Source organism: Nostoc sp. JL33 (assembly GCF_017114985.1).
Lineage (GTDB): Bacteria > Cyanobacteriota > Cyanobacteriia > Cyanobacteriales > Nostocaceae > Nostoc.
In genome coordinates this window covers 26,387-50,049 of record NZ_JABXKP010000008.1, presented here as the reverse complement: position 1 = coordinate 50,049, position 23,663 = coordinate 26,387, and the positions used below count along the sequence as shown (strand labels likewise).

Genomic DNA, 23,663 nt, shown 5'->3' with positions numbered 1-23,663 from the left:
TACCTCAGTAGTAGTATCTTCTTGATATTGATAAAAACCACTAACTATAAGCTAAGTATGTGTAAATAAGATAAATATATGCTAATTATTTTGTAGCTACAATGTATATAATAATACAAAAAATGGGGACACCCTGAAGCGCCCCCATAAGCTTTGACACAAACACTGCTGCTTTAGCTTTAAACCTGAACTGCTAACTTTGCTTCCGTAGCTGTCAACCGCTCATAGGCAGCACGCATTTTCAAACCTGTAAGCACTTGGAAGAAACCAGTACCATTATTGGAACCTGGATACTCGCGGTGCTGGAGTAACAAGTGAGTCAATTCACCCTGATATTTAGTGGATGTATTGCTGAGATGGGTTTCGATATAAATTACTTCTTCCAAGTTGTCAAATTGACCATCTACCTCTAGTACTGAGACATAGCGACCATAGTAAACATCTGAACCGTAGTACAGTTGCATCCCAGGGTAAGAACAGGTCAGCTTGCGTCCACAGGGAGTCCAATTAATTGTTGAACCTTCATCAAATAGGTAGGTTGGCTCAAAGCCTTGTTTACCTTCGCGCTGGAGCATACGTACCCTTAAGACTCTACGCTCCGTGTCGTTTTTGATCAAGTTTGTGGGCAATACCTGGAGAACCACATCGGCAAATTCTCTTTGTGGTTCGATAAACTTTTCAAAGTCAGGTTTGCGGGAATTGATTTGCGCTAAGACATCTTCGTAGCGATGACCGCGTTCAGCCATATCTCGCTGGATTTTCCAGGCAATTTTGACTTCATCGCTAATGTCAAAATAAACACTGAAGTCGATTAGCGATCGCACCCGCTCATCATATAAAGGATGCAGCCCTTCAACAACTATAATCCGATTCGGCTCCACCCGCTCTGGCGGATCAAGCAAGCCGGTTTCGTGGTTGTAAATCGGCTTATCAATGCCTTGACCACTTTTGAGCGCTTTAATTTGCTCATACATCAGGTCAAAATTGTTCGCCCTCGGGTCTAGTGCCGTTATCCCAGTTTCTTTGCGCTGTTTGCGATCGAGGGAGTGATAATCATCTAAGCAGATGACTGTCATTAAATCTTCACCAAACAAATCTATCAAACGACGCAAAAACGTAGATTTCCCGCACCCAGAGTCTCCGGCTACTCCAATCAGTACCACGCGTTCCGGCTTATTTGTCATAAATCTCCTCTAAAATACTAAAATTGTGTCAATAATTTTTCACACAGCAGATTTTGAAGCCAGGAGTTTACCCCTTTGGTTTATCCTGTGTTCTTGCTACCCAGCACTGCTATAAGACACCAAACGGGTAGGCAACAAAGTAATTAAGTTGCTACTCGTCGGACTAGCCTGAATGTTGGTGCCGGTAAGTATTTAATCCTAGTGGTATATTTGATTTTAACAGAAGGGGGTATCCCATACAAGATTGCTGTCAAGAAGAATTAGCTTGGTTCATCAATGATTTTGCTGATTTAGTTGTTAATTTAAAAATGGGGATCAGTATCGCCCATAAGTGTTGCAGCGCTGTCATTCTCCTAGTTGTGACTCTATATAATCAAGTCTATAAGGTATAATTTATTCTGGCAGCGAATTCTTTGACCTATCCTAAATTGTAATTCCTGCTCGACAATGCTTCAGATATTTAAAGCTAAAATCTATCTAACGAATGAGTAAAGAACTTGCATTAGTCAAATTATTGGCTGTAGATTTATGGATATGCCCAAATAGAAGTGTAGGCGTTATGGGAAGCTACTGATAGAGGTTGACAGATTTTTCACCTCAAGTAAAACTGATTACAGTTGCTTAAATCACCCATAGACAGGTCATGAATATAGCTAAAAAGATTCTCAAAGAGTAGCAGATTTGGAAAAGTAAAACCAATCGCAAGAAAACCTTCCTTTCCTTGGCATTCTCCGGTTTAAACCGTTGGAGTAGGCAAGCACAACGGCAACTGTTGGAGGGAAACTAAGCGGTAGCTTCCACCAATCAAAGCAGCCCTCCAACAATATCTGCTATTGTGAGTTGCTCGTTGAGTAGTAAGGTAAAAAGCTATCTCCCTGATGGGGGTGGTAGTTAACGAAAAAAAGATTAAATTGACTCATTATTAACATTCTCTACAAGACTTATCCTTTACTTTAGAAGGTGAACAGGTGTGTTTTTTGCTGTGCCTGCATGTCTTTGGTGAGTGTACTTAGCAAGGCATTAATTTAATGATGCCGTTTTTCCTTCTTTCTCCAGTTTTGTGAAACGAAAATCCGCTAAACTAAAGCTGGCAAGGTAGGGGAACAGTTTTTTTTTGAAAAACGGTTAAGTAAATTATCGGAGTGGTAGAACGAATGTACAATCAAGGTGCTGTTGAGGGTGCTGCCAACACAGAATTAGGTAGCCGCATCTTCCTTTATGAAGTGGTGGGTTTGCGTCAGAGCGAAGAAACTGACCAAACTAACTACCCAATTCGGAAAAGTGGCAGTGTGTTCATCAGAGTGCCTTACAACCGGATGAATCAAGAAATGCGACGTATCACTCGTCTAGGCGGCACAATTGTTAGCATCCAGCCTATAACTGCTCTAGAGCCAGTTAATGGTAAAGCCTCATTTGGGAATGCTACAAGCGTTGTCAGTGAGTTAGCTACATCTGAGGAAACTGCTAACAGTGAAGGGAATGGTAAAGCCACACCTGTAAATGCTGATAGTGAAGCCAAAGGCTTGGCTCAATCATCAGCTGAAGAACAGCTCAAGAACAAGGACAAGAAAGGCAACACCATGACTCAAGCGAAAGCCAAAAAAGACCACGGTGACATTCCTGTTAACACTTACCGTCCCAATGCTCCGTTTATTGGCAAGGTAATATCTAATGAACCGCTAGTCAAAGAAGGTGGTATTGGTATTGTTCAACACCTCAAATTTGATATTTCCGCCGGGGATTTGAAGTATATAGAAGGTCAAAGTATTGGCATTATTCCGCCAGGATTAGACAAGAACGGCAAGCCGGAAAAACTTAGACTATATTCCATCGCCTCAACTCGTCATGGCGATGATGTGGATGATAAGACAGTATCACTCTGCGTCCGCCAGTTGGAGTACAAGCACCCGGAAACTGGCGAAACAGTCTACGGTGTTTGCTCTACACACCTGTGTTTCCTAGAACCGGGGGCAGATATAAAAATTACAGGGCCTGTGGGTAAGGAAATGTTGTTACCCCAAGACCCCGATGCTAATGTGATCATGTTGGCAACCGGAACAGGTATTGCCCCAATGCGGGCTTATCTGTGGCGGCAGTTTAAAGATGCGGAAAGAGCAGCTAACACAGAATACCAATTTAAAGGATTCTCTTGGCTAATATTTGGCGTACCGACAACTCCAAACCTTTTATATAAGGAAGAACTGGAAGAAATTCAACAAAAATATCCTGATAACTTCCGCCTCACTGCTGCCATCAGCCGCGAACAGAAAAATCCCCAAGGCGGTAGAATGTACATCCAAGACCGCGTAGCAGAACATGCGGATGAATTGTGGCAGTTGATTAAAAATGAAAAAACTCACACTTACATCTGCGGTTTGCGGGGTATGGAAGAAGGTATCGATGCAGCGTTAACAACTGCTGCTGCTAAGGAAGGCATAACCTGGAGTGATTACCAGAAGCAACTCAAGAAAGGCGGTCGCTGGCACGTAGAAACTTACTAAAATTAGTCATTAGTCATTGGTTCACCGGTGCGGTCTTCTCCCAAAGGGAGAGGCTAGCGCCAACGCGAAGGAGCGTCTCCAAGAGTTGGGGGTTTCCCCCCATGAGTAACTGGCGTTAGCGTCCCTTGCGCGTCTCGTAGAGAGGCAGGAGCGTCACCCGAAGGGTGATTAGTCATTAGTTTTAGACAAAGGACGAAGGGCGAAGGACAAATGACAAAGGAAGCAGGATAATCAGTAGGTAGGGCAAACGCTCTACCTACAATTGTTATTGGTGAAATTGGGTGCAAAATGGGTGTGAAACTAGGAATACTGGGATTAGGCACCGTGGGAACGGGAACAGTGCAGTTGTTGCAAGATAGCGCTGGGCGTCACCCATTGTTGCAAGAGATAGAAATCTATCGGGTGGGAGTGCGATCGCTAGATAAACCCCGTGCAGTAGAATTGTCTACGGAAGTCTTAACTACAGATTTAGAAGCTATTGTCAACGATCCGGCGGTAGATATAATTGTCGAGGTGATGGGTGGACTGGAGCCGGCGCGATCGCTCATTCTCAAAGCTTTAAGTAATGGTAAACACGTAGTTACCGCCAATAAAGCAGCGATCGCCCGCTTTGGGGCGGAAATTTTCACAACTGCCAATCAAGCCGGCGTATACGTCATGCTAGAAGCCTCTGTGGGTGGTGGGATTCCGGTGATTCAACCCCTAAAGCAGTCTTTAAGTGTTAACCGTATTCACACTGTAACGGGCATCGTTAACGGTACAACTAACTACATTCTGACGCGGATGCAAACAGAAGGCAGCAACTTCAGCGATGTCTTAGCTGATGCCCAACGTCTGGGTTATGCTGAGGCTGACCCGACAGCTGATGTTGAAGGCTTAGACGCAGCCGATAAAATTGCCATCCTCGCATCATTAAGCTTTGGTGGACGGATCAACCTGCAAGATGTTTATACTGAGGGGATTCGGCAAGTAAGCAAGACAGATATTGCCTACGCCGAAAAATTGGGATTTGTGATTAAATTGTTAGCGATCGCTAAACGTGATACTCCCTCATCTCCCCTCTCCGTCAGAGTTCATCCTACCTTAGTGCCTCAAGCCCACCCTTTGGCTAGCATCAACGGCGTTTACAATGCCATTCTTGTAGAAGGAGAACCCATCGGTCAGGTAATGTTTTTTGGCCCCGGTGCTGGTGCTGGTGCAACCGCCAGTGCTGTGACATCGGATATTTTGAATTTAGTTGCTGTCCTTAAAACCAATACAGCAGTACCAAATCCATTATTAGCTTGTGGACATCAGCAATACTGCGAAATTGCGCCGATGGCAGAATTGATAACTCGGTTTTACGCCCGTTTCCTCACCAATGACCAACCGGGAGTTATCGGTAAATTGGGTACTTGCTTTGGTAACTATGGCGTTAGCTTAGAGTCAATTGTCCAAACTGGCTTTCAAGGGGAACTGGCAGAGATTGTGGTTGTTACCCATGATGTGCGGGAAGGTAATTTTCGGCAAGCTTTGGCAGAAATTCGGAATTTGTCAGCGATCGAAAGCATTCCTAGCATACTGCGTGTACTTTGAGATTACTCCAAAGTGCGATCGCTTGGTGTTGAACCAGAAGCCTAATGTTTTTGGACGATTTCCTTTGAAAGTCAACACCCTAGTACAGCAGGGCGTAAATCAAGCTACCATTTTAAAACTTGCAAAAGCCTTGATATACAAAACTTTTGACTTTTGACTTTTGACTTTTGACTTCCGCCTTGCGGTACTGGGGGGTTAGGTTTCGCGTTAGCATTGACTCATGACTTGACCAAGCAAAATTGGCTAATGACTATAAAATTTGCAGAACAACTAGTGTCATATCATCAGTGTTTTGCTTATCAGCACCGATGAATTGCTGAACTTGGTCAAATAGGTAATCCACAATCTCCTGTGGCCCATTGCAGTACTTGCAAGCCGTATTGAAGCCAGCGACAAAATTATCTTCATCGAAGCGATCGCCACCAGCAGCAGCAGCATCGGTCAAGCCATCTGTATAGTAAATAATTGTATCCCCAGGCTCTAACTGTACCTGGGCATCTTCATATTGGCTGTTAGCATCCAAACCGATTAACATTCCTAGAGTATCTAAACGGCTGACAGTTTTTGTCGCTGCGTGCCACCACAAAGGAGGATTGTGTGCCGCATTGCTATAAGACAAAATTCGGTTATGGGGATTATATTCTGAGTAAAATAGCGTTATAAAGCGGTGGGAATTTTCCAAATCCGCATACATAACTCTATTTAAGTTTTGCAGAATTCCGGCTGGGGAATTACCATGTAGCACTTCTCCCCGTAGCATTCCCCGCATCATTGTCATAATTAGCCCAGCCGGGACACCTTTGCCCATGACGTCTCCAATAACCAAACCCCAGCGACTAGTTTCCGTGCCGCCTTTGGTCTTGGGCTGAATCTTATTATGATTGGTAGCAATAAAGTCGTAGTAGTCTCCGCCGACGCGATTGGCAGGTTTACAGCGTGCCGCCAACACTACACCAGGGATTATCGGGCATTGACGTGGTAGAAGTCGCCGTTGAATTTCTGCGCCAATTTCTAGTTCTTGGTCTAGGCGTTCTTTTTTTCTTAGTTCTACAGCTAGTTCATCGTTTTCGATCGCTACTGCTGTTTGGTCTGCTACTAACCTAACTAACTTTTGCCTAGTTTCTGTCCAACTATATTCTGGATCGCGACTCAAGACGTAAAGCCATCCCCGTTCTGTATGCTTCACCAGAATCGCCGTACCAAAGATTTGCACATCTGGCCCTAAATAGCGATGCATCTGGTCATCCAAAATCCCCGTAGCATTCGCTAGAGGGGCACTATTGGGTATAAGCGTGATTTGACTGCTGGCTATTTCTAGCGCTTTGCGGATATTTTTTCGCTGGCGACTATCTTGCCAATGTAACTGCTCTAACCTGACTTGACCATGTTTGTAGAGAAACAGGGCGCTGCCGTCTGCATCTGTCACTCTTGTTGCCATCAAGGGGATTAGTTCCAAAAACTGATTCAAATTATTGAAACTTCTCAGGGCAAATCCTAAAGAACTTAGCAAATCTTGAATTTTGTTCTGTTCCCGGTGCAACCTTGCTACAAGTTCTTTGAGTGCCACGACTGGTGTGACATCCGTCGCGGCACTACTATTGTTTTCAGTGGGTTGAGAGGGCAGTTGAGACACAGGCACAGTATTGCACTTTATATTGGCAGATTTTAGATTACTTATAAATCTTTTTGCTTTGGCATTGCTAAACCATATTTAGACAAGACTTGTCATTTTAGCAAGAGTATAAAGACGTAACAGGCAAATTTTATAAGTATTTTATTTGCTTATTCTATTTCTAATGGAATATTAGTAATTTCAAATCATCTATTTTTACTCCAAACCCAACCCGTAAAAATTACTAGTTTTGGTGATAGTTAAGAAAGCTTTTCATTTTTTCATAACTTAATTCCCAAAGCATATCTCTAAAGTCATAAAAATACTCTACTCAAAGAATAATTCATCACGCTTTCAGAGTGCCTGTTTAGGCAGAGGCAAGTAGGAGACTAGAAGTTTTTTGAGTGAAAACCTCTAGAAGCACTCAAATCGAGCTTGGTTTGGTAAAAACCAGACTTAAACTCATTCCCAAACCTGAGAATATGTAAATAAGTCTTCAAATACTTAATTTGTATACCATAATTGCCGGGATAATCGCCAAGATTGAGCTTTTCGATTTTGAATTTCTCATTTTGCGAATTTTGAGTTGCTGAAGATGCAAAACTTAAACCCATTGAAAGGGCATAAAAATGAGATAACCCTATCTTTTGAGTCAGAGATAACAGACTTAAACCATTAGCCTGTAATTGATTTTAGGTGGGAGTCATTTGGTAAGTGTAAGATATGAATAGAAAAGATGACACTAAATCTAGAAAAAATATCCTCCAAGAACTTTAAGTCAAAAGCTAGAAAGAGTCTTGTCGTTTAACCATCAAAGTTCAAACCTCTCGATTTCCTAGATAAAATATTTCTAGATACTTTCGCAAATAGGAGTTGAGAATACACCTGCGAGTGTTGAACCAGCTTACTTACACCAATTCATTTTTTGAGTCCACTGTGGACGATTCTCCGAAGTCCTGATGGTTCCAATCCCTCCTTCTCTTGAGGTAGGCGCTGGGCAAACAGCTGAGGTTCATACCCCTACTACTTTGTCAAGCTACTAATAAAGGGCTTATAAAATAAGCACTAAAGTCCTTACTACGAACTTCGCGCTGGTTCGCCAATGCACTGCTGACTGCTTAGACTGCTCTCCATCCCACAATAGTTGTATTTGTGGGGGTGAGCATCTCACCTGCCCTTTAAATTGCTGCAAGATGCGAGTTGACGGCCTTTTGGATGTCGCAACTAAATGCCCGTGCTGCTACATTTAAAAAGCCTATTCCGGGTATGAAAAAGGGCATTAGCTTGAAATTTTAGCAAAAGCCACGCATTGATTATGACAAATTCATGATTTTAGGAGTTGATTTGTTTGCAGTATTTTGTTTGTAATTAGTTCAAGTGATGATAGCAGATCAGTCAGCACTAAATTCATCAGTTTGTCAAGAAAAATTTTTAACCCCAAATTTTTCAACTAGCCACTCAAGAGAGCTTCGACAAACTCATAGCTAGAAAAGGGGCGCAGGTCTTCAATTCCTTCGCCAGCACCAATAAAGCGAATGGGTAAACCTAGCTGTTGCACAACGGCAAGGGCAACGCCGCCTTTAGCGGTGCCATCTAGCTTGGTTAAGACAACGCCACTTAGTTGGGCAGCTTGGGAGAAAACTTCGGCTTGTCGCAGTCCATTTTGACCTAAAGTGGCATCTAGAACTAAGAGTGATTCTACTTTGGCATTTGGGGCTTTTTTGTCAATAATTCGCCGGATTTTGCTGAGTTCGTCCATTAAATTTTTCTTGTTTTGCAGTCGCCCAGCTGTATCTACCAGAAGTAATTCTGTTTGACGTGCTTGGGCGGCAGCGATCGCATCAAATACAACTGCTGCCGGATCTGTATTCTTTCCAGGATTGGCAATTACTTCCACACCACTTCTACTACCCCAAACCTTTACCTGTTCCACGGCGGCGGCGCGGAAGGTATCTGCTGCCCCAATCAAGCATTTATAGCCAGATTTTTGTCCCAAGTGGGCAATTTTGCCGATGGTGGTGGTTTTACCGGCACCATTCACCCCAGTGATTAACCAAATGTTTAAGGTTTCTTTTTCTGGAGTAAAGTTAGTTTTGTGGGATGTTTTGCTTGGGGCATCCAGCATATCCCGGAGGATTTTTTTCAGGTAAGCGATCGCTTCTTCTGGTGCGGTAACTTCTTCTCGAAGTTTTTTCTGTAGAGCATTGATAATAAAGTCTGTCGCCTCTACACCCACATCAGCTTGCAGCAGCAATGCCTCAATTTCGGTAACAGCAGCAAGGTTTAGCGGCCCTTGACCAACGATCGCTTTGAGTTGGTTGAGAATACTACGGCGAGTTTTGTCTAACCCTTGTCGGAGCTTTTTCAGCCAGGTAATTTCTTCCATAGAAACGTCTTCTGGACTTCTACCTTGAGCTGCTAGGACTTTCACCGACCAGACAAATCCATCATCAAATATCAGTTCGGGAATTTCCTCTCCTGTCTCTGAGGTTGCAGCTATGGGCTGTGCTGCCTCCGGTTCTGGGACTTCAATGGCGGTGGCTACTAGTTGTTCCAGCTTGGCTTGCCGTTCTGCCTTTGCCCGTTCTAAGAAGGATAATGTGACTGGTGCTGTTGCCTCTGGCGTAGCTAGTGGTTCGGTGGGTGTTGGTTCAACTTCATTTGCGGTTACTTCTGGGCTTTTAACATCTGGCTGTTTAGCAATTGCTGCCACTGAGGAATCTTCTGTAATTTCTGACTCAGTAGCAGCTTGGATAACTTCTGGCTGTGCTGTTTCTAAGGTTGTACTAACAGGTTCCTCAATTGTTTCTGGTTCAGTGATTTGGGCAATTGCGGTTTCAGGTTGTGCTGATGGTGCTGGGGTATCTGCTGAATCAGGCGGGGTTTCTACTACCTCAGCTTGTTGTTTTTGCTGAATGTTTTTGTAGGCAGCTTTAGCAAACGCCAACAAGTCTGCCGTTGTTTCTGGCGCACTTTCAGCAGTTGGTGTTGACGTTTCGGCTGGCTCTGGTTGGGGTTCTGGTGCAGGAGAAGTTTCTTCCTGTTTCTGATCAGAGGGAGTGCTAGAGGAATCGTTATATTGACGACGGAACCAATTAAAAACCATTGCAGCAATATTGGTTATATGAGTTATAAGTTATAAGCTATGAGTTTAATTTAACTTGGGGTATTGGCCAAACAGGGGGTTATTCTCCTTGTCTCCCATCCTGCGGTCAGCTAAAGCTACATCCCCCTCATCTCCCTCATCCTCCTCACTAGGGAGATAAGTATAAAATACTATGCACTTTTCTTCTGGTCACTGACTCGGCGCAAAACACCGTTAATAAACCGATGACCATCGTCTCCACTGTAGCGTTTGGCTAGCTCCACAGCTTCGTTGATGGCGATACTGTCTGGAACTCCTAAGAACTTCATTTCTGCCACAGCGATTTGGAGGATATCGCGGTCAATTTGAGCCAGGCGAGTTACTTGCCAATCTACTAAGGCACTAGAAATGAGTTCATCTATAATGTGTCGATTTTCGTTGACGGTAATCACAAGCTCTTTAGCGTAATTACGGACTCCCTTATCCTGATTAGCTAACTGAATCAATACTGGGAAATCAACTGCCGTACCCAACTGATTGATTGCTGTCTGGGTGCAGGTGATCGCTTCTTGCAGCATTGTTCTGGCAGTATTGATGTCGGAAGCCCGAGTTTGGCTACTTAAGAGGCGATCGTTACTGCGTTGCAGTTCACCTGCGGCATTATCAAGGGTATCTTGCACTTCTGAGGTTAGAGTGCGTACTGCTCCTAGCACCAACTTGGATACTAATTGATCGTCTTCCAATTTATCTAATTTTTTTGGGTTGACTGGTAATTGGCTAAGGCTTAAAAGCGCCAATTCACGAGCAATTTGCTGGGGTTTACGAGGTTGCATAAAACTGAGGGGTGATTGTGCGAGAACTGATTAACTAGGCGGGCCAAACTTACAATTATATCAATTTTTGCACAGTCAAACAACAACATTACGCATTTGCTTATGACTTTGCCAGATTGATTCGGGGGAGGCAGGAGGCAGAAGGAATCCTATATATATGTCTTGTATGTCTTGTCGCAACCAGAGCTTTTCTTGGAGTTTAAGTCAAGAGCGTTAAAATCTCCGAGTTGATGGCTTGGAATTAGATGGGGTGTGAAGCCGCTATCTTTATTCCAAACTCCAGCATAGCTGCCTTCTTCACGTTTCTTCAACGGGAATAACCTCCTGCTTGATTTCGTCGTATTTCACTTCCCGTGTGGACTCTTTGGCGAAAACCAAGGACGTATTGGGGGCAACAATGCCACCTGATACAACTATTTTAAAAGCGTCTTCAATGGACATGGAGAGATTTACCACCTCGTCTTCAGGAACGACTGCGTACCATCCAGTAGTCGGATTCGGGGTGGTGGGGATAAAAACACTTAGCACGGGGCGAGACATCTGGGCTTGGATATCACTGCTGATTGCACCAGTGACAAAGGCGATCGCCCAAATTCCTCGGCGGGGATACTCTACCAAAATTACACGGCGAAACTTCCCATTAGAATCTTTTAGGATTGTTTCTAAAAGCTGTTTGAGAGTTTTGTATACTTGTCCCGCTAAGGGAATTGCCTGTAATAATCGCTCACCAAAATCTAACAACCACCGCCCTGCGATATTCCGAGCCATCAATCCCATTAATAGTATACTTAGTAGTGGTACAGCTAATCCTACTAATAAATTCAGTATATTTACTAAAATTGGGTTTAACCCATCAAAGGGATTTAGTTGTTTGGGAATTTGGGTAAGGAAGTTGATTACCCAAGTAGCAATGGTAATTGTCAGCCAGATAGTGGTTGCTAGGGGAATTACTACCAACAAACCAGCAATCAGGTCGTTTTTTAAGTCCTGTTTTAGGCGATCGATTACCAAGCCTCGATTCTCCTGTTTTAAGCTAGAGGAACTTTTGTTATTGGTTATGTATACCAGCAGATTCGTCAAATTCCGAAGACTTTAACTTTGGCAGCTTCTGCTGTAAGTAACTGTCTAAAAGGCTAGCAAGTTGGCTGCTGCCACAAAAACACGTACTTGTTGCTGGAAATCAGCTATTTTCTTACAGCATACACATAGACATCAACTAATCCGATGGCGACTGGTTTTTCTCAGAGCATATTACTTTTTTTGTAAGACTTGTAATTGACACTCTCAGCACGCTTGGTAACTGAGATTCTTAAGAGATAAAACCCTAGTGGATCTTGATTCGTAACGGCTGTGCCAAACAGCCTCTAGACAGTCCGGTAAAACCATTCTGCTTACTTTTTCTTCCGATATTCGCAGCCCCATTTGAATCCGCATTAACCAGATGTCCATATGCAGTCCGATACAACCCCCTTTTTACTCGCCTACCAGAAAACTCGTATGTAGCAGGTTTATCAGCGTTGTAAACGGGCAACTCGTCACTATCCAAAGCACTAGCCTTGCTGGTGTAAGATTCCTCTTGCTCTTGATAAATCAAACCGTATCGCACGCATTGAGCTTTAAGCTTGCCTCTCAAACTGTAAAAAGGAATTTGAACAAAGTTCTGGTTGTTGCGACTGCCGATATTGATTTGCTGTTTCATGCCAAGATTGAATCCGACGATAACTCGCTCAATCTTGTTCTCAATGCAGTGGGCAATAATCAGCCGTGCCGACTTGTTGAGATAATCCCTAACTTGATTCCCACGATTGATAAAAAGTCTGCATTGACGCTCAGTAAGACATTCAATCTTCTGTTTATCTTTAATAGATTGCAATCTGGCATTTTCCTTGTTGAACCATTGGTTAATAGATTTGAGTTTGCGACCATCCACAATGAAGGATGCCCCATTGGTATCAATACAAGTTGCCAGATTGTCCAGTCCAAAATCAATGGCAATGGCACTATCTGGAACAGTTTCTACACGTTCGACTTCAACTTTAGAGACGAACTCAACTTCAAAGAATCGAGCATCATATCTTGGGTGAATCCTAACCTCTTTGACTGCTTTGCTGTCAAGCCTGTCAGGGAATGCAATGGAAACCTCGCCAAACTGCTTTTTGAAAGCAGCAGACATTGGAATCTTAAACTTCCTATCTTTTACTTTCAACCGAGGAATTATGAGAACAAAATAGCTGTCTTTAGGCAAGTACTGAGGAAGTTTCACCTGCTGCTGATAACTCCCAGACTTGACGGCTTTAATCAACCCAAAGAAACTGTGAAACGTCCTGTCTACCACTTTCAGCGTTTGCTGGGCAATATCGGTGTTGAGAAATTGATAGTTCTCATTTCCTTTGCACAAGTGGTAAACAGACTCATAGCGTAAGTGCTTGCGTTCCTGAAAATAGTATTGCCGAACTGTGTAAAGCCCTACGTTGTAGAGATTTTTACTCAGCCGGCACAGTTCTCGCAGAGCCAGAAACTCAGTCTTATTCAGATCACGAATTTGGTTCTTTTGAGTCAGGTACATAAAAACCTTTTCGCTGTACATCTAATTGTATAGCGAAAAGAACTTATATTCCAGGTTGTTTCTAGTTGACACTGATGATTGTGAAAGTACCACCGGGTAAACTGAGGAATTATTTTATCTGGTCAGTCACTCACATTTGAGCCAAGATCCCCGACTTCTCAAAGAAGGTGGGGATCTGTCTAGCACATCTATGCGCCCGTACTGATTTTGCGATCGCCTACCCGCCCGATCGCTGCTTTTTGATTTTACTGGGAATCGTTCTAATCTCCAGTTCCCTTTACGCCACATCAGCCTGTGTAGTTTCAGAATCCACGCACTGCAACTGTTGGATACTCTCCTGTGCCAGAATTGCTGTTGCGTCTAAATTAGGTTTTGGTAGATACTTCATTTCCCAAACTTTGAGCAAAATCAGATATTCGTAGAATGCCTGCAATGTACACCAAGCAAGTCCAGCGCGTCCATCTAAACAGCCGCCTAAGATAAAATACATGTATATAAACCGTAGGAACGGTCTGGCGGGTAAACGCAAAGACAAATCTTTCAGGGCGCGGCGTTTTTCGATTTCCGATTTGCCAAAGAATAAATCTCCCCAGTTAACCTTTCCTTGCTCTAATTGATACAATGTTTCTTGAGCTTCATCTGTAGAATAACGGTTGTGCTTTTCAATCCAACGGCTCAAGCCTTTGCTACAAGTGTAGTGTGGGTATGTTTCTTTTAAAAAGCTAGTTGCACCCTCACAAACTTCCCGCTCAGTATGACCGTAGTCTGTAAACCACACTTTACCGTGGCGGAAGAGTCGCATTTGGTAACGGGGATACTGTGTGCTGTAGCGAATCCAACGATTCATGAACATCACACGTTCAGCCACGTAGTAACCGATGTAGCCTGGATTCTGACTTGCTTTTTCGCATTCCGCGAACAGTTCTGGTGTCATGCGCTCGTCAGCTTCGAGAATGTAAACCCATTTATGCTTCGGGGGGATAGACTCTAACATCCAGGTGCGTTGGCGTCCGTGGCTTTCAAAAGCGTGTTGGACGACGCGGATGGGATAGCGACTAGCGATTTCCATAGTGCGATCGCTACTGCATGAATCCACAACAATGATGTCATCCGATAGCATCGCCGATTCGATACAAGCAGCAATATCTAGTTCTTCGTTATATGTCAGTATGTAAATTGAGAACATTAGCCAAGTTTTATAGTGATTTTACTCAGTGATAATTGCCTTTTTACTCTTATTGGGCGCATGGCAGTATCAGCCGTCAACAATTATTGGATATGCCCTACTGCCATGCCAATAGTGAATTAGCGTGCGGTAGCTCTAGGTTTACCACCTTGTACAGCACCTCTACCTCTTAAGCCTGTCCAGCCAATGATAATGTAACCAATGGACAACAGCAAACTGCTAATCCCAATCCGTAATCCAGACTTCCAAGCAGTATCTTTAGCTTGTTGTTGTGCTTCGTCTCTGCGCTGACGAACTTGGCTCAGTTGTTGAGTTTGCAGCGTCTGAATATCTGTTTGTTGTTCGATAGCTTTGTCAAGTACTTGGGGATTTGTTTTAGCCTTCTTCAGTAACTCTTTGATATTTGCGGGAATTTGAGGGCTTTCAAGGGCTTGCTTATATTTTTGATCATCTTTGAGGATTTCACTAAACTGAGCTTTGGTTTGGTTTCGCAGCTGCTCTAGTTGAGCTTTTCCTTGCTCAGTAGTCAGTTGTGCTTGCAATTGCGATAACCGAGTGTTCAGTTGATTTTCTGCCTGATCTGCTTCTTGGGTGATGCGGTTGACTGTTTGAGTTTTAGCTTGATTGACGTTATTGAGGTGCAGGGGAAAAATCAGTAAGAACATCAACCCTAAAATACTTGAGATGATCACAGCAGGAAATCTTAAATCCATACCTTCGGGGCGATCGCTTCCGGCATCAGCACTATCAATCCAATAGGCAGCAAACAGAAGCCCCAAACCTACTAAAGGAACAATTCCCCGATCAACTAGCGCTGTTGCCAAGTTGATTTGCCATACCCGATCAGTAGGTTGAAAGGGTAACAATAGAATCAAAAAGTCAACGAAAAAGGACAAAATGCAGATTATTCCAACTACCTTAAGTGTGAGGGCAGTACTCACGGAAGTAAAACGGTTAACCATAGTTTTTCAAACTGGCGGTGAATACGAGTGATTTTCATATTTCAAGCTACTTGAATATTGTGCCCATGAGCGTAACATTTGTGTAGAAACACAAAGCAGATTCAATACTGGTAAAGGCTATCTGCCTCTTGGTTTTCAACTAGGCCACAGTAACATTTGTTATCTACAGTGTCTTCAGGAAAATATTAGTGTTTTAAAATACTACTTTAATACGGTGCTGTAAGAAAAAACTCATTAGTTACTCGATTTCACTTATTACAGTTCTCAATCGGTCGTAATACAGTCCTTTTGTAGGGCTGCACAAATGTGCATTGGTGTCAACTTAACGTGAAAACGTTAGTTGACAAAAATATCAGATCCCCCAACCCCCTTTTTAAGGGGGGTTAGGGGGGATCAAAAGTTTAGTGTACTAGGACGAACCCCAAAGACTTATGCTGTAGGGTCATAACCTTAAGTTCACACCAATGACAGATGCTGCGCCTCTAGTCTGTCTTGCATTTATAGAAAAATTGTTAGGGACTTCCAAGAAATAAATTACCCAAATAAACGTAGACGCGGAGCGGTGAAGCAGCGCGGGAACAGGGGGTTTCCCCCATGAGCGACTGCTGTTAGCGAAGCGTTAGCGTAGGAGCGTCACCCGTTCGCGTAGGGTCTCCGACAGGAGAAGGGCTTGCCGTAGGCTACCACAGAGGCACAGAGAACACAGAGGAATAAAGAGGAGAGAGTTTTTTCGCCAGTTTTTTGGGTATTTTTTTATTTGTCAGTCCCTTATATCTCCCTCATTTTTCCATCTCCCCTGCAAGCGCTTGTTCCCAAATCGGCAGATCCTCTGGTCGGTCAACATCAGCTAAAGGCGACAAGTTGACATGTGATAAATTCAGTTTGTCGGCAATATCCACGGTTTTCTGGAATACTTGAGCAGTTCCCCACTCGATGTTAACGAATAACTCCGGGATGGGTTGGCGCAAACCAATTAAGTAATATCCACCATCGATCGCAGGGCCAAGTACGAGGTCAAAGGCGTGTAACTTCTCAAAGGCTGTTGCTAGAATCTGGGCATTCACTCCCGGACAATCTGTACCGATGATAATTGCATTTTCTGCACCAGATTGAAAAGCATTTCCAAGCGATCGCGCCATCCGCAAACCTAGATCGCCTTCACCTTGAGACTGGTAAACGAAATCCAACCCCAGCCAGTCTTGCATGAGTTGCGAATCGCCACCTGCAAAGCGCACTTCCACAGATATGGCAATGGCTTTTTGCAATTCTTGAATCTGAAATATTGTATATTCAGTCATCTGGCGTTGAAGATTAGCAGCGCCAACGCTTCCCAAAGCAGGTATCAATCGAGTTTTTGTCTTACCTGGTTCTGGATAGCGAGTGAAAATAATCAAGTGCTGTTTTGGGTTTGCTGGTAAGTTCAGCACACAATACCTTGTCTAATTAACTCAACAAAAAATATTTTAATAGCAATACTTGTCGTCATCAGTTGTAGTATGCTCCTTTGCTGTTCGCATTGTTCCTAAAATCGTCGAAACAAAAATGCAACGTTTAGCTTTACCACCAGACTTGCTAGATAGTGTTATTCGTCCTAGCGGTGGTTGCTTAACATTACCTCTGTAATCAAATTGGATTTGCCTGATGCCATTTGTTTCTTGTAGGGTTGTTTCCGCATCTAAACGCACATTAGAATGTAGATTATTCCAGTTAGCATCAGATGGGTTGACTGTAACAGGATGAACCGCCCATTGAACAATACCGTTTTGTTCACGAAAACTAGCTTGCCAAGTCAATTTTTCTTTGGCAGCTTGGCTTTGGGCTTGGCGCATAGCAAGGTGAACTTCGCTTCGGGCAGTGTTAAGGCGTTGAGTGTCCACAAAAGCTAGCCAGTTGGGTATTCCCAGCGTAGCTAATATACCAATTAATACAATAACTATTAACATCTCTGGTAAGGTAAAACCACTGTTAGAGTGCTTATTCAAGAGATTTTTTGCATTAAATAGAGACGGTAGATGCACTTGAATATCCATTTTTGTTTTCTGGTCGTTTTTCAGCTACCCATCTGTTGAGCAATCTTTCCGGTTCTGGGTTTCTTGCTTTGCGTTGGTTAGTAATACTGGAGAGCAAAGAGGGTAAGGTAAAAATTATGACAATTTTCAATAACATTTTTAAGGTGAAATTTATATTCTGAAATCTTGAAGAGTCGTTAAGAAAATACTTCCATATAAATTTTGCAGCAGTTAAACCTTTTTGTCGATTAAACGGCGTTTGTAGGGCTTTGCAGGTCAGATATTTGTATAAATTTGCTAGGCTGATATTCCAAGTATTCTTAAGTGTGGAAGGTCTTTCCTTGTACGCTCTCTCAAGCACTTGCAGGCACGATTTTTCCTGCCTGAGAAGATTGCAAGAAACTGAATTAGGACTTATGCGATATAAAATTTGTACAGATGGTACACAGATAAAATCAAACTTAGAAGCTAATCGCAGCCACATATCCCAATCCTGAGCCGCAGTTAAAAATTCGTCAAAGCCACCTAATGTAATTAAAGCTTTTCTACAAATTAAGGGATTAGAACCATTCTCTAGAAAGTTATTTAGTAATAAATTCTCATAAATATTTCCATTTACATTAATGCGCTTACCTGAAAATAGAAATTGACCCTTTGTGTCAATATAATCAGTCCAACTATAAGCAACTTTCGCAGTAACGTTTTCTTGCAGAGCTTTTAACTGAGACTGAAGTTTATCAGGTGTCCAAAGATCATCTGCATCTAAGAAACTAACAAATTCGCCAACTGCACGGTGTAGCCCTCGGTTACGGCTGACGTTTCCGCCAGCATTAGAATAGGAAAATACTTTTATTCGTGAGTCTTGGATTTGTGTAACAAGTTCTAAAGTTGAGTCTTTTGAACCATCATTAATTACAATTAATTCAAAGTCAGTAAAAGTTTGGTTCAAAACAGATTGAATTGTTTCTTTAATAGTTTTTTCGCTATTATAAGCTGGTATAACTACAGAAACTATGGGCAACCTTTTGTTGTTTTTAATCATTTAATAGGACTGGTTTCTTTTTTGAGCCTCTGCCTAGATTACATTTTAAGTAGTAAAAAGGACTCATCATACTAGCCAAGTAAAACTCCATCTCAAAAAGTGCAATTAGATTAGTTTTCAATTGCCCTCTATACTGAATGAGGTGCTGTAATACTCGGCGTAGATTCCCCAAAATAGTTTTCACAAACACTATTGGTTTTTGCCAATTTTTAGTATTTATCAAACGTAACTGGAAAATACACAAGCCACAGCCGCGTGCCAAAGTTAGGAGGTAATCTCTCTCAAGTCGCCAATGTGGTATTTGATGATAAGTATGCATAGTAGGGTTATACCAAATTTGCCAACCTGCATAATGTATGTAAAGCAATGGTTCATAATCATCACCCTGCACTAAAATACCAGGCAACTTCCCACTTAAAGTAGGTCGTTGTGGTACATTATCACACCATACTTGTTTGCGAACAACAAGCGCCGCACCAGGAGGAAGTCTTAGATTATCTGCATCAAACAAATGTGGATTTGAACCATGTTCTCTGATAGCTAAAAAAGCTTGAATTCTTTCAAAATTTTCTGGTGGTTTTACTTCAAAATCACCATGAATCTGTCCACTCCAAGCACCTGCTTGAGGATGCTCCAATCCAAAGGTATATGCTTGGGCTAACCAATCAGAAGCAGGTAAGTTATCATCATCTAAAAATGCGATTAGCTGGCCTCTGGCTTCACGTACTGCTCGCAGTCGTGCAAAAGCGGCTCCCTGTTCGGTTTCTAAAAAATATCTTAAATGACAACTTTCATCATATATTTTTTGGTAATTCTGGATGATTTCAGATGTGTTATCAGAACTATTGTTATCCACAATAATAATTTCCCAGTTAAGTTGTTCTACTCCTGTCTGGGTTAATAGCTTATCCAAAATTTTAGGTAAACGGGTTGCTCCATTATATGCAGGAATGGCTACGCTCACATCTAAATTTTCAACTAATAATTCACTCATACATAATACCTAAATTTTTAATAATTTATTTTTTGAAATATCCGTTTTTCCAAAGATAAAAAGGACTAATGAAACTACTTAAAAAAAGTTCCATTTCGCAAGCAACTACCAAATCATGTTTTAGTTTTGTTCGATATTTGAGTAAGTGTAAAGTAATTTTACGTAAATCATTTATCATATAAGATAAAAGAGCAACTGGTCTATACACCTGTTTTATATTAACCATTCTAGTTACATAACGGCTAAGTCCGATACCTCGAAAAAACGGAATTAAATAGTCTTTTTGTAAACGAAACTTGGGTATTCTGTGAAAAATTTCCATTTCTGGGTTATACCAAATTTCCCATCCTGATTTTTGGATGTAAGACAACATTTCTAAGTCTTCACTGGTAAGCATATTGCCTTGAACTCTCCCAGTTAAAATAAACTTATCTGGGACACTTTCTAACCACGCTTGTTTGCGAATAACAAGTCCAGCAGAGGGGGGTAGTAATTTTCTGGCTGCTTCATATAATAGCGGTAAATTACCTCGCTCTGTAATTGCCAAAAATGGAGCAATTCGAGCAAAATTTTCTGGTGGTTCTACTTCCCAGTCAGGGTGAATTTGGCTGCCATAAGCTCCCGCCTTGGGATATTTTTCACCAAAAGCATAAGCTGCGGCTACCCAATTTGATAGTGGGTAGTTGTCATCATCTAGAAAACCGATGAATCTACCTTTAGCTTCTGCAACTGCTCTTTTTCGGGCATAAGCTGCTCCCTGTCGCGCTTCAAAGCAATACCTTAAAGGGTAAGGACACTGCCAATTTTGTTGATAGCTTTGGACAACTTTAGCTGTGTTATCAGTGCTATTGTTGTCTACAACTATAATTTCCCATCGCAAAGCGTGTTGCAGACAAGATAAATTTTCGGTGTGAAGTTGGTTTTGTAGTCGTTCTAGTAGTTCAGGCAAACGACTTTCACCGTTATAAGTTGGGATAGCTACAGTAAAGTCAAGGTTTTCAGTCATTTGACAAAAGTTACATTTTGAGGTTTTGATTAGGACGCTTTTTATATGTTCAGCCAATGGCTAATTTATCAGTGGTTTTTAAATAAATCTATCAAACATTAAAACTGCACATGATGTTTCAATTTTGCTATCAATGTGCAGTTTTATATACAGTATTATTACGTATTTTTATAAAATTTTGCTATAAAAACTCCTTAATTGCATTGGGAGTCTTTTGCTGTTACCATTGTTCCCAAGAGAGTTTCCACAATCACGCATCGCTGCACAGTACTAGGCAATGTTGTAGAGTTTGCAGAGCTTGGTACAGCTACCACTATTTTTAAGCCAGGTGGATCTGTCGAAGGGGCTATAGGTGTTCCAAAGTTTGGAGCTGATGGAGATGTTGAAGTTGCTAAAGCTCCCGTAGAATCAAAGGTAATCGTTGCTGATGGACTTGAAGTTGTTAACACACTTGAACCAGGGTTGGATACTTTAGAAGTAGAATTGACAATATTTGTACTACTGAGATTTGCGCCCAGCAGTAATTGATTAGAATTGGCTCCCACATCTGCCCCTAAAAGTTTCCATGTGCTGATGCTGCTGATTCCAGCATTAGTACTATAAATAGCAACGTATATACCTTGATCTGCGCTATTTTTCTGAAAACTGACACTGTAGCTAAGTTTAGTTTTCTTAGCTTGGCTCTGTGCTTCTTGCATTGCGGCGAAAACAGCGTCATTAACCTTATTTACCCGTTGCCGATTTACAAAGGCAAGCCAACTAGGAGCTGCGATCGCTGATAAAATTCCAATCATCAGTATTACTACTACTAATTCTATCAAGGTAAATCCGGCATCTTGTTGAGTATAAAATTGCTCCTTGGTGTCTTTATTACACATCTTAGCGTGGAATAACTTTAAAGTTAGATTGCCCATAATGCCCCATCATTAGTTGTGCTGTGTATTATCAAGTTTATTTACTAAATAAATATCCATGTCCCTGCACGCGGACATTTGCTGTTGGAAAGTAAGTTTGGTTATTTGAAGAGTAATCAAAATTGCTAGTTTGCAACCGCGCTAGTGCATTACCTCGTAAAAACACCTGTGCTGTCGTGTTGGGAACATCAACGCAAGTATAAAAGCCCATAAAAGTACCTGAGCTAAGTGTTGGAGTTATGGCTGAGTTAAGTACTGCCGTCGGGCAAGTAAGAGTTGCTGAACCAATAGAGGTTTGATCGATATAATCAATTAGTACTAAAGGTTGTTGACCGTAAGCTGTTGAGGCTGTTTTCCATGAATTCATTTTCTGAGTTAGACCTGTGGCACTTGCTAGATTCAGGTTAAAACGCTGAAAACCTGCATCGGGGCAGTGGCTGGTGTCAATATATTTGTCATTGGGATAGTCAGTACCACAATTCCCAGCAGTACCAGTAGTAGTACCACTAGCAGCCAGGACTCCATCGCTAATTTCAAATCTGGCAATACGAGCCGCTTTTGACCAAGTAGTACTACTATCTTTGATTAAATAGTAGGCAACTAATGAGTAAACAAAAGTGTCATCTATTTTGTTTGCTGTAGTGCTGCCTGTAGTACTGCTGGAAAGTGTAATTGCACCTGAGAGAAACTTGCGTTTCCAAAACACCAGAATTGGTTGACAACTAACAGTAGTATTAGAAGAATCACAAATACCAGCTTTTTTAACAGGGGGTATTTGGTCTTGAATTCCTGAGCTTGCTGGGGTAGTGTTTGAATTGGTAGTCAGTGCAGCTCCATTATATATGTAGACAGCTTGTTGTAAATCATTGGCAATGTAATCAACTGCTGTCTGGATTTCTTGTTCAGAATTTGCCTTTGCTTGCTCTTTCTGATCTGTACTGAGAATATTAACCATGAATCCTAGCAGTGGTGTCAGCACGAGGAATGCTATCAATAAGCCTACCAAAAGTTCTATCAGGGTAAAACCATTAACTTGCTGAACAAACTTAGAGCGTTTCAGCTGAATGCTGAGAATAAATTTGAGTACATTCTTCATAACTTCGGTCTGCCCCTTAGAGGATATTTTAAAAGTATTGGGCGAATATAATTCATTACTACATAACTAAAGTCCACACTTCGACAAGCTCAGTGACCGCCTCCGTGGACTAATACAAATTCAAGGGTTTGTTAACCTGCGGAGGCAGGTTTTGTCTGTGTAGCCGCGACTTCTAGTCGCCCAGGCGAATTATATTCACTACTACATATCTGGAAAACCTCTCTCCAAACCTCTCTCCTAAAAGGAGAGAGGCTTTGAATTTTCCCCATTCCCTTGTAGGGAAGGGGGCTAGGGGGTTAGGTTTCGCGTTGGTTTTTCCACATAACCTGAAAAGTCAGCTTTCAACCTGACTGCATAGGATTAATTACAAGTGGTGTTACTAGTAACAGGATTGGTGGGAGGAATAGCAAGACGCTGACACAGAGCATTGAAGGAAGTGTTTTTAGAAGCAATTACAGTGGTCATTTCCACTAGTGGGGATTGGGTATTGCCTAAAGTCCCAGTAAAAGTGTTTTGTCTTTTATTGTTACTACTGTCGCTAGCGTTGACAGTTTTAGTAAAGTCAATATCTGATCGATAAACTCGAATTCCTAAACCGTAACCATCGATTGGTAGACCTGTTGTGGTATCAATTGGGGTACTTCCTGCTCCTATAATTTTTACAGCCTGAATGTAAAATAGGTTGCTTGTACAGTTTGGGGGACTAATAGTTAGGTTGTTGTTTACGTCTTTTGTCACGCAATATAACGATGTTGATGCTGTAGGAACTGGCATATTTCCGGTGGCACCGGTGGTAAGTAAATTATCAGCTAAACTCCTGGTTGCATCGGTTGATTGAAGCAATGTAATAGTGGTAGCAGGGGTTGTCACTGCTCCGGTTTTCACACCATCAATGAAAGTTCTGACAGCTTGTGTGGCTAGTTCCACGCGTTTTGATTGGACGCGAGTTGCTGTTGCAATCACAATTGTAGGCGCGATCGCTGCCAGTAAAATAGCAACTACGATTATTGCTACCAGTGACTCAATAATCGTGAAACCAGACTCATCAGATGGTTGACTTACTTGCTGTTGTTTGTGCTTAATCATAGTTACTCACCA

General features: G+C 42.1%; 18 protein-coding genes. 2 read left to right on the top strand and 16 right to left on the bottom strand.

Annotated features, from left to right (window positions below; genetic code table 11):
- Positions 1-179: 179 nt before the first annotated feature.
- On the bottom strand, positions 180-1,184 hold the full coding sequence (locus HWQ23_RS01205; RefSeq protein ID WP_292822954.1) for a phosphoribulokinase: 1,005 nt from the start codon (positions 1,182-1,184) through the stop codon (positions 180-182).
- Positions 1,185-2,338: 1,154 nt separating this feature from the next.
- Here HWQ23_RS01205 and petH point away from each other — a divergent pair.
- Together petH and HWQ23_RS01195 are read left to right on the top strand one after the other, a co-directional pair.
- Positions 2,339-3,685: a ferredoxin--NADP reductase gene (gene petH, locus HWQ23_RS01200; protein WP_292823037.1), complete on the top strand. Its 1,347-nt coding sequence runs from the start codon at positions 2,339-2,341 to the stop codon at positions 3,683-3,685.
- 288 nt (positions 3,686-3,973) lie between these two features.
- Positions 3,974-5,260, top strand: coding sequence for a homoserine dehydrogenase (locus HWQ23_RS01195; RefSeq protein ID WP_292822953.1), 1,287 nt, complete (start codon positions 3,974-3,976; stop codon positions 5,258-5,260).
- A 250-nt stretch (positions 5,261-5,510) separates the two neighbouring features.
- Here the strand turns inward: HWQ23_RS01195 and HWQ23_RS01190 are convergent, their stop codons facing one another.
- The 15 genes from HWQ23_RS01190 to hpsB all read right to left on the bottom strand — a co-directional run bounded on the left by HWQ23_RS01190 (position 5,511) and on the right by hpsB (position 23,651).
- Positions 5,511-6,899, bottom strand: coding sequence for a PP2C family protein-serine/threonine phosphatase (locus HWQ23_RS01190; RefSeq protein WP_292822952.1), 1,389 nt, complete (start codon positions 6,897-6,899; stop codon positions 5,511-5,513).
- Positions 6,900-8,322: 1,423 nt separating this feature from the next.
- Positions 8,323-9,978 carry a signal recognition particle-docking protein FtsY gene (ftsY, locus tag HWQ23_RS01185; protein WP_292822951.1) on the bottom strand — a complete coding sequence of 552 codons (1,656 nt, stop codon included), beginning with the start codon at positions 9,976-9,978 and terminating at the stop codon, positions 8,323-8,325.
- A gap of 170 nt (positions 9,979-10,148) precedes the next feature.
- Complete coding sequence (gene nusB / locus HWQ23_RS01180; RefSeq protein ID WP_292822950.1) at positions 10,149-10,790, bottom strand: transcription antitermination factor NusB; 642 nt, start codon at positions 10,788-10,790, stop codon at positions 10,149-10,151.
- A 297-nt stretch (positions 10,791-11,087) separates the two neighbouring features.
- Positions 11,088-11,861, bottom strand: a complete 774-nt coding sequence (locus tag HWQ23_RS01175) for a DUF502 domain-containing protein (RefSeq protein WP_292823036.1) — start codon at positions 11,859-11,861, stop codon at positions 11,088-11,090.
- A 253-nt stretch (positions 11,862-12,114) separates the two neighbouring features.
- On the bottom strand, positions 12,115-13,356 hold the full coding sequence (locus HWQ23_RS01170) for an RNA-guided endonuclease InsQ/TnpB family protein (protein WP_292822949.1): 1,242 nt from the start codon (positions 13,354-13,356) through the stop codon (positions 12,115-12,117).
- 277 nt (positions 13,357-13,633) lie between these two features.
- Entirely contained in the window at positions 13,634-14,542 is a 909-nt protein-coding gene (locus tag HWQ23_RS01165; protein ID WP_292822948.1) for a glycosyltransferase family 2 protein, read from the bottom strand.
- Positions 14,543-14,661: 119 nt separating this feature from the next.
- Positions 14,662-15,504, bottom strand: coding sequence for a hormogonium polysaccharide biosynthesis protein HpsJ (hpsJ-B, locus tag HWQ23_RS01160; RefSeq protein WP_292822947.1), 843 nt, complete (start codon positions 15,502-15,504; stop codon positions 14,662-14,664).
- 779 nt (positions 15,505-16,283) lie between these two features.
- The gene (locus tag HWQ23_RS01155; RefSeq protein WP_292822946.1) at positions 16,284-16,931 is read right to left on the bottom strand and encodes a TIGR04282 family arsenosugar biosynthesis glycosyltransferase; all 648 of its coding nucleotides are present in this window, start codon (positions 16,929-16,931) and stop codon (positions 16,284-16,286) included.
- 36 nt (positions 16,932-16,967) lie between these two features.
- Complete coding sequence (locus HWQ23_RS01150; RefSeq protein WP_292822945.1) at positions 16,968-17,534, bottom strand: pilus assembly FimT family protein; 567 nt, start codon at positions 17,532-17,534, stop codon at positions 16,968-16,970.
- Positions 17,500-18,555 (bottom strand): glycosyltransferase, encoded by a 1,056-nt coding sequence (locus tag HWQ23_RS01145; protein WP_292822944.1) that lies wholly within the window; start codon positions 18,553-18,555, stop codon positions 17,500-17,502. The genes HWQ23_RS01150 and HWQ23_RS01145 overlap by 35 nt, the downstream gene beginning before the upstream one ends.
- A complete protein-coding gene (gene hpsE / locus HWQ23_RS01140; protein WP_292822943.1) occupies positions 18,548-19,549 on the bottom strand; it encodes a hormogonium polysaccharide biosynthesis glycosyltransferase HpsE in 1,002 nt (333 codons plus the stop codon). Before hpsE (HWQ23_RS01140) ends, HWQ23_RS01145 begins: the two co-directional genes overlap by 8 nt.
- Positions 19,550-19,574: 25 nt before the next feature.
- Positions 19,575-20,555 (bottom strand): hormogonium polysaccharide biosynthesis glycosyltransferase HpsE, encoded by a 981-nt coding sequence (gene hpsE, locus HWQ23_RS01135; protein WP_292822942.1) that lies wholly within the window; start codon positions 20,553-20,555, stop codon positions 19,575-19,577.
- A 194-nt stretch (positions 20,556-20,749) separates the two neighbouring features.
- On the bottom strand, positions 20,750-21,433 hold the full coding sequence (locus HWQ23_RS01130; RefSeq protein WP_292822941.1) for a pilus assembly FimT family protein: 684 nt from the start codon (positions 21,431-21,433) through the stop codon (positions 20,750-20,752).
- Positions 21,434-21,506: 73 nt separating this feature from the next.
- Positions 21,507-22,565 (bottom strand): hormogonium polysaccharide secretion pseudopilin HpsC, encoded by a 1,059-nt coding sequence (hpsC, locus tag HWQ23_RS01125; protein ID WP_292822940.1) that lies wholly within the window; start codon positions 22,563-22,565, stop codon positions 21,507-21,509.
- 360 nt (positions 22,566-22,925) lie between these two features.
- Positions 22,926-23,651 (bottom strand): hormogonium polysaccharide secretion pseudopilin HpsB, encoded by a 726-nt coding sequence (gene hpsB / locus HWQ23_RS01120; protein WP_292822939.1) that lies wholly within the window; start codon positions 23,649-23,651, stop codon positions 22,926-22,928.
- Between the last annotated feature and the right edge of the window lie 12 nt (positions 23,652-23,663).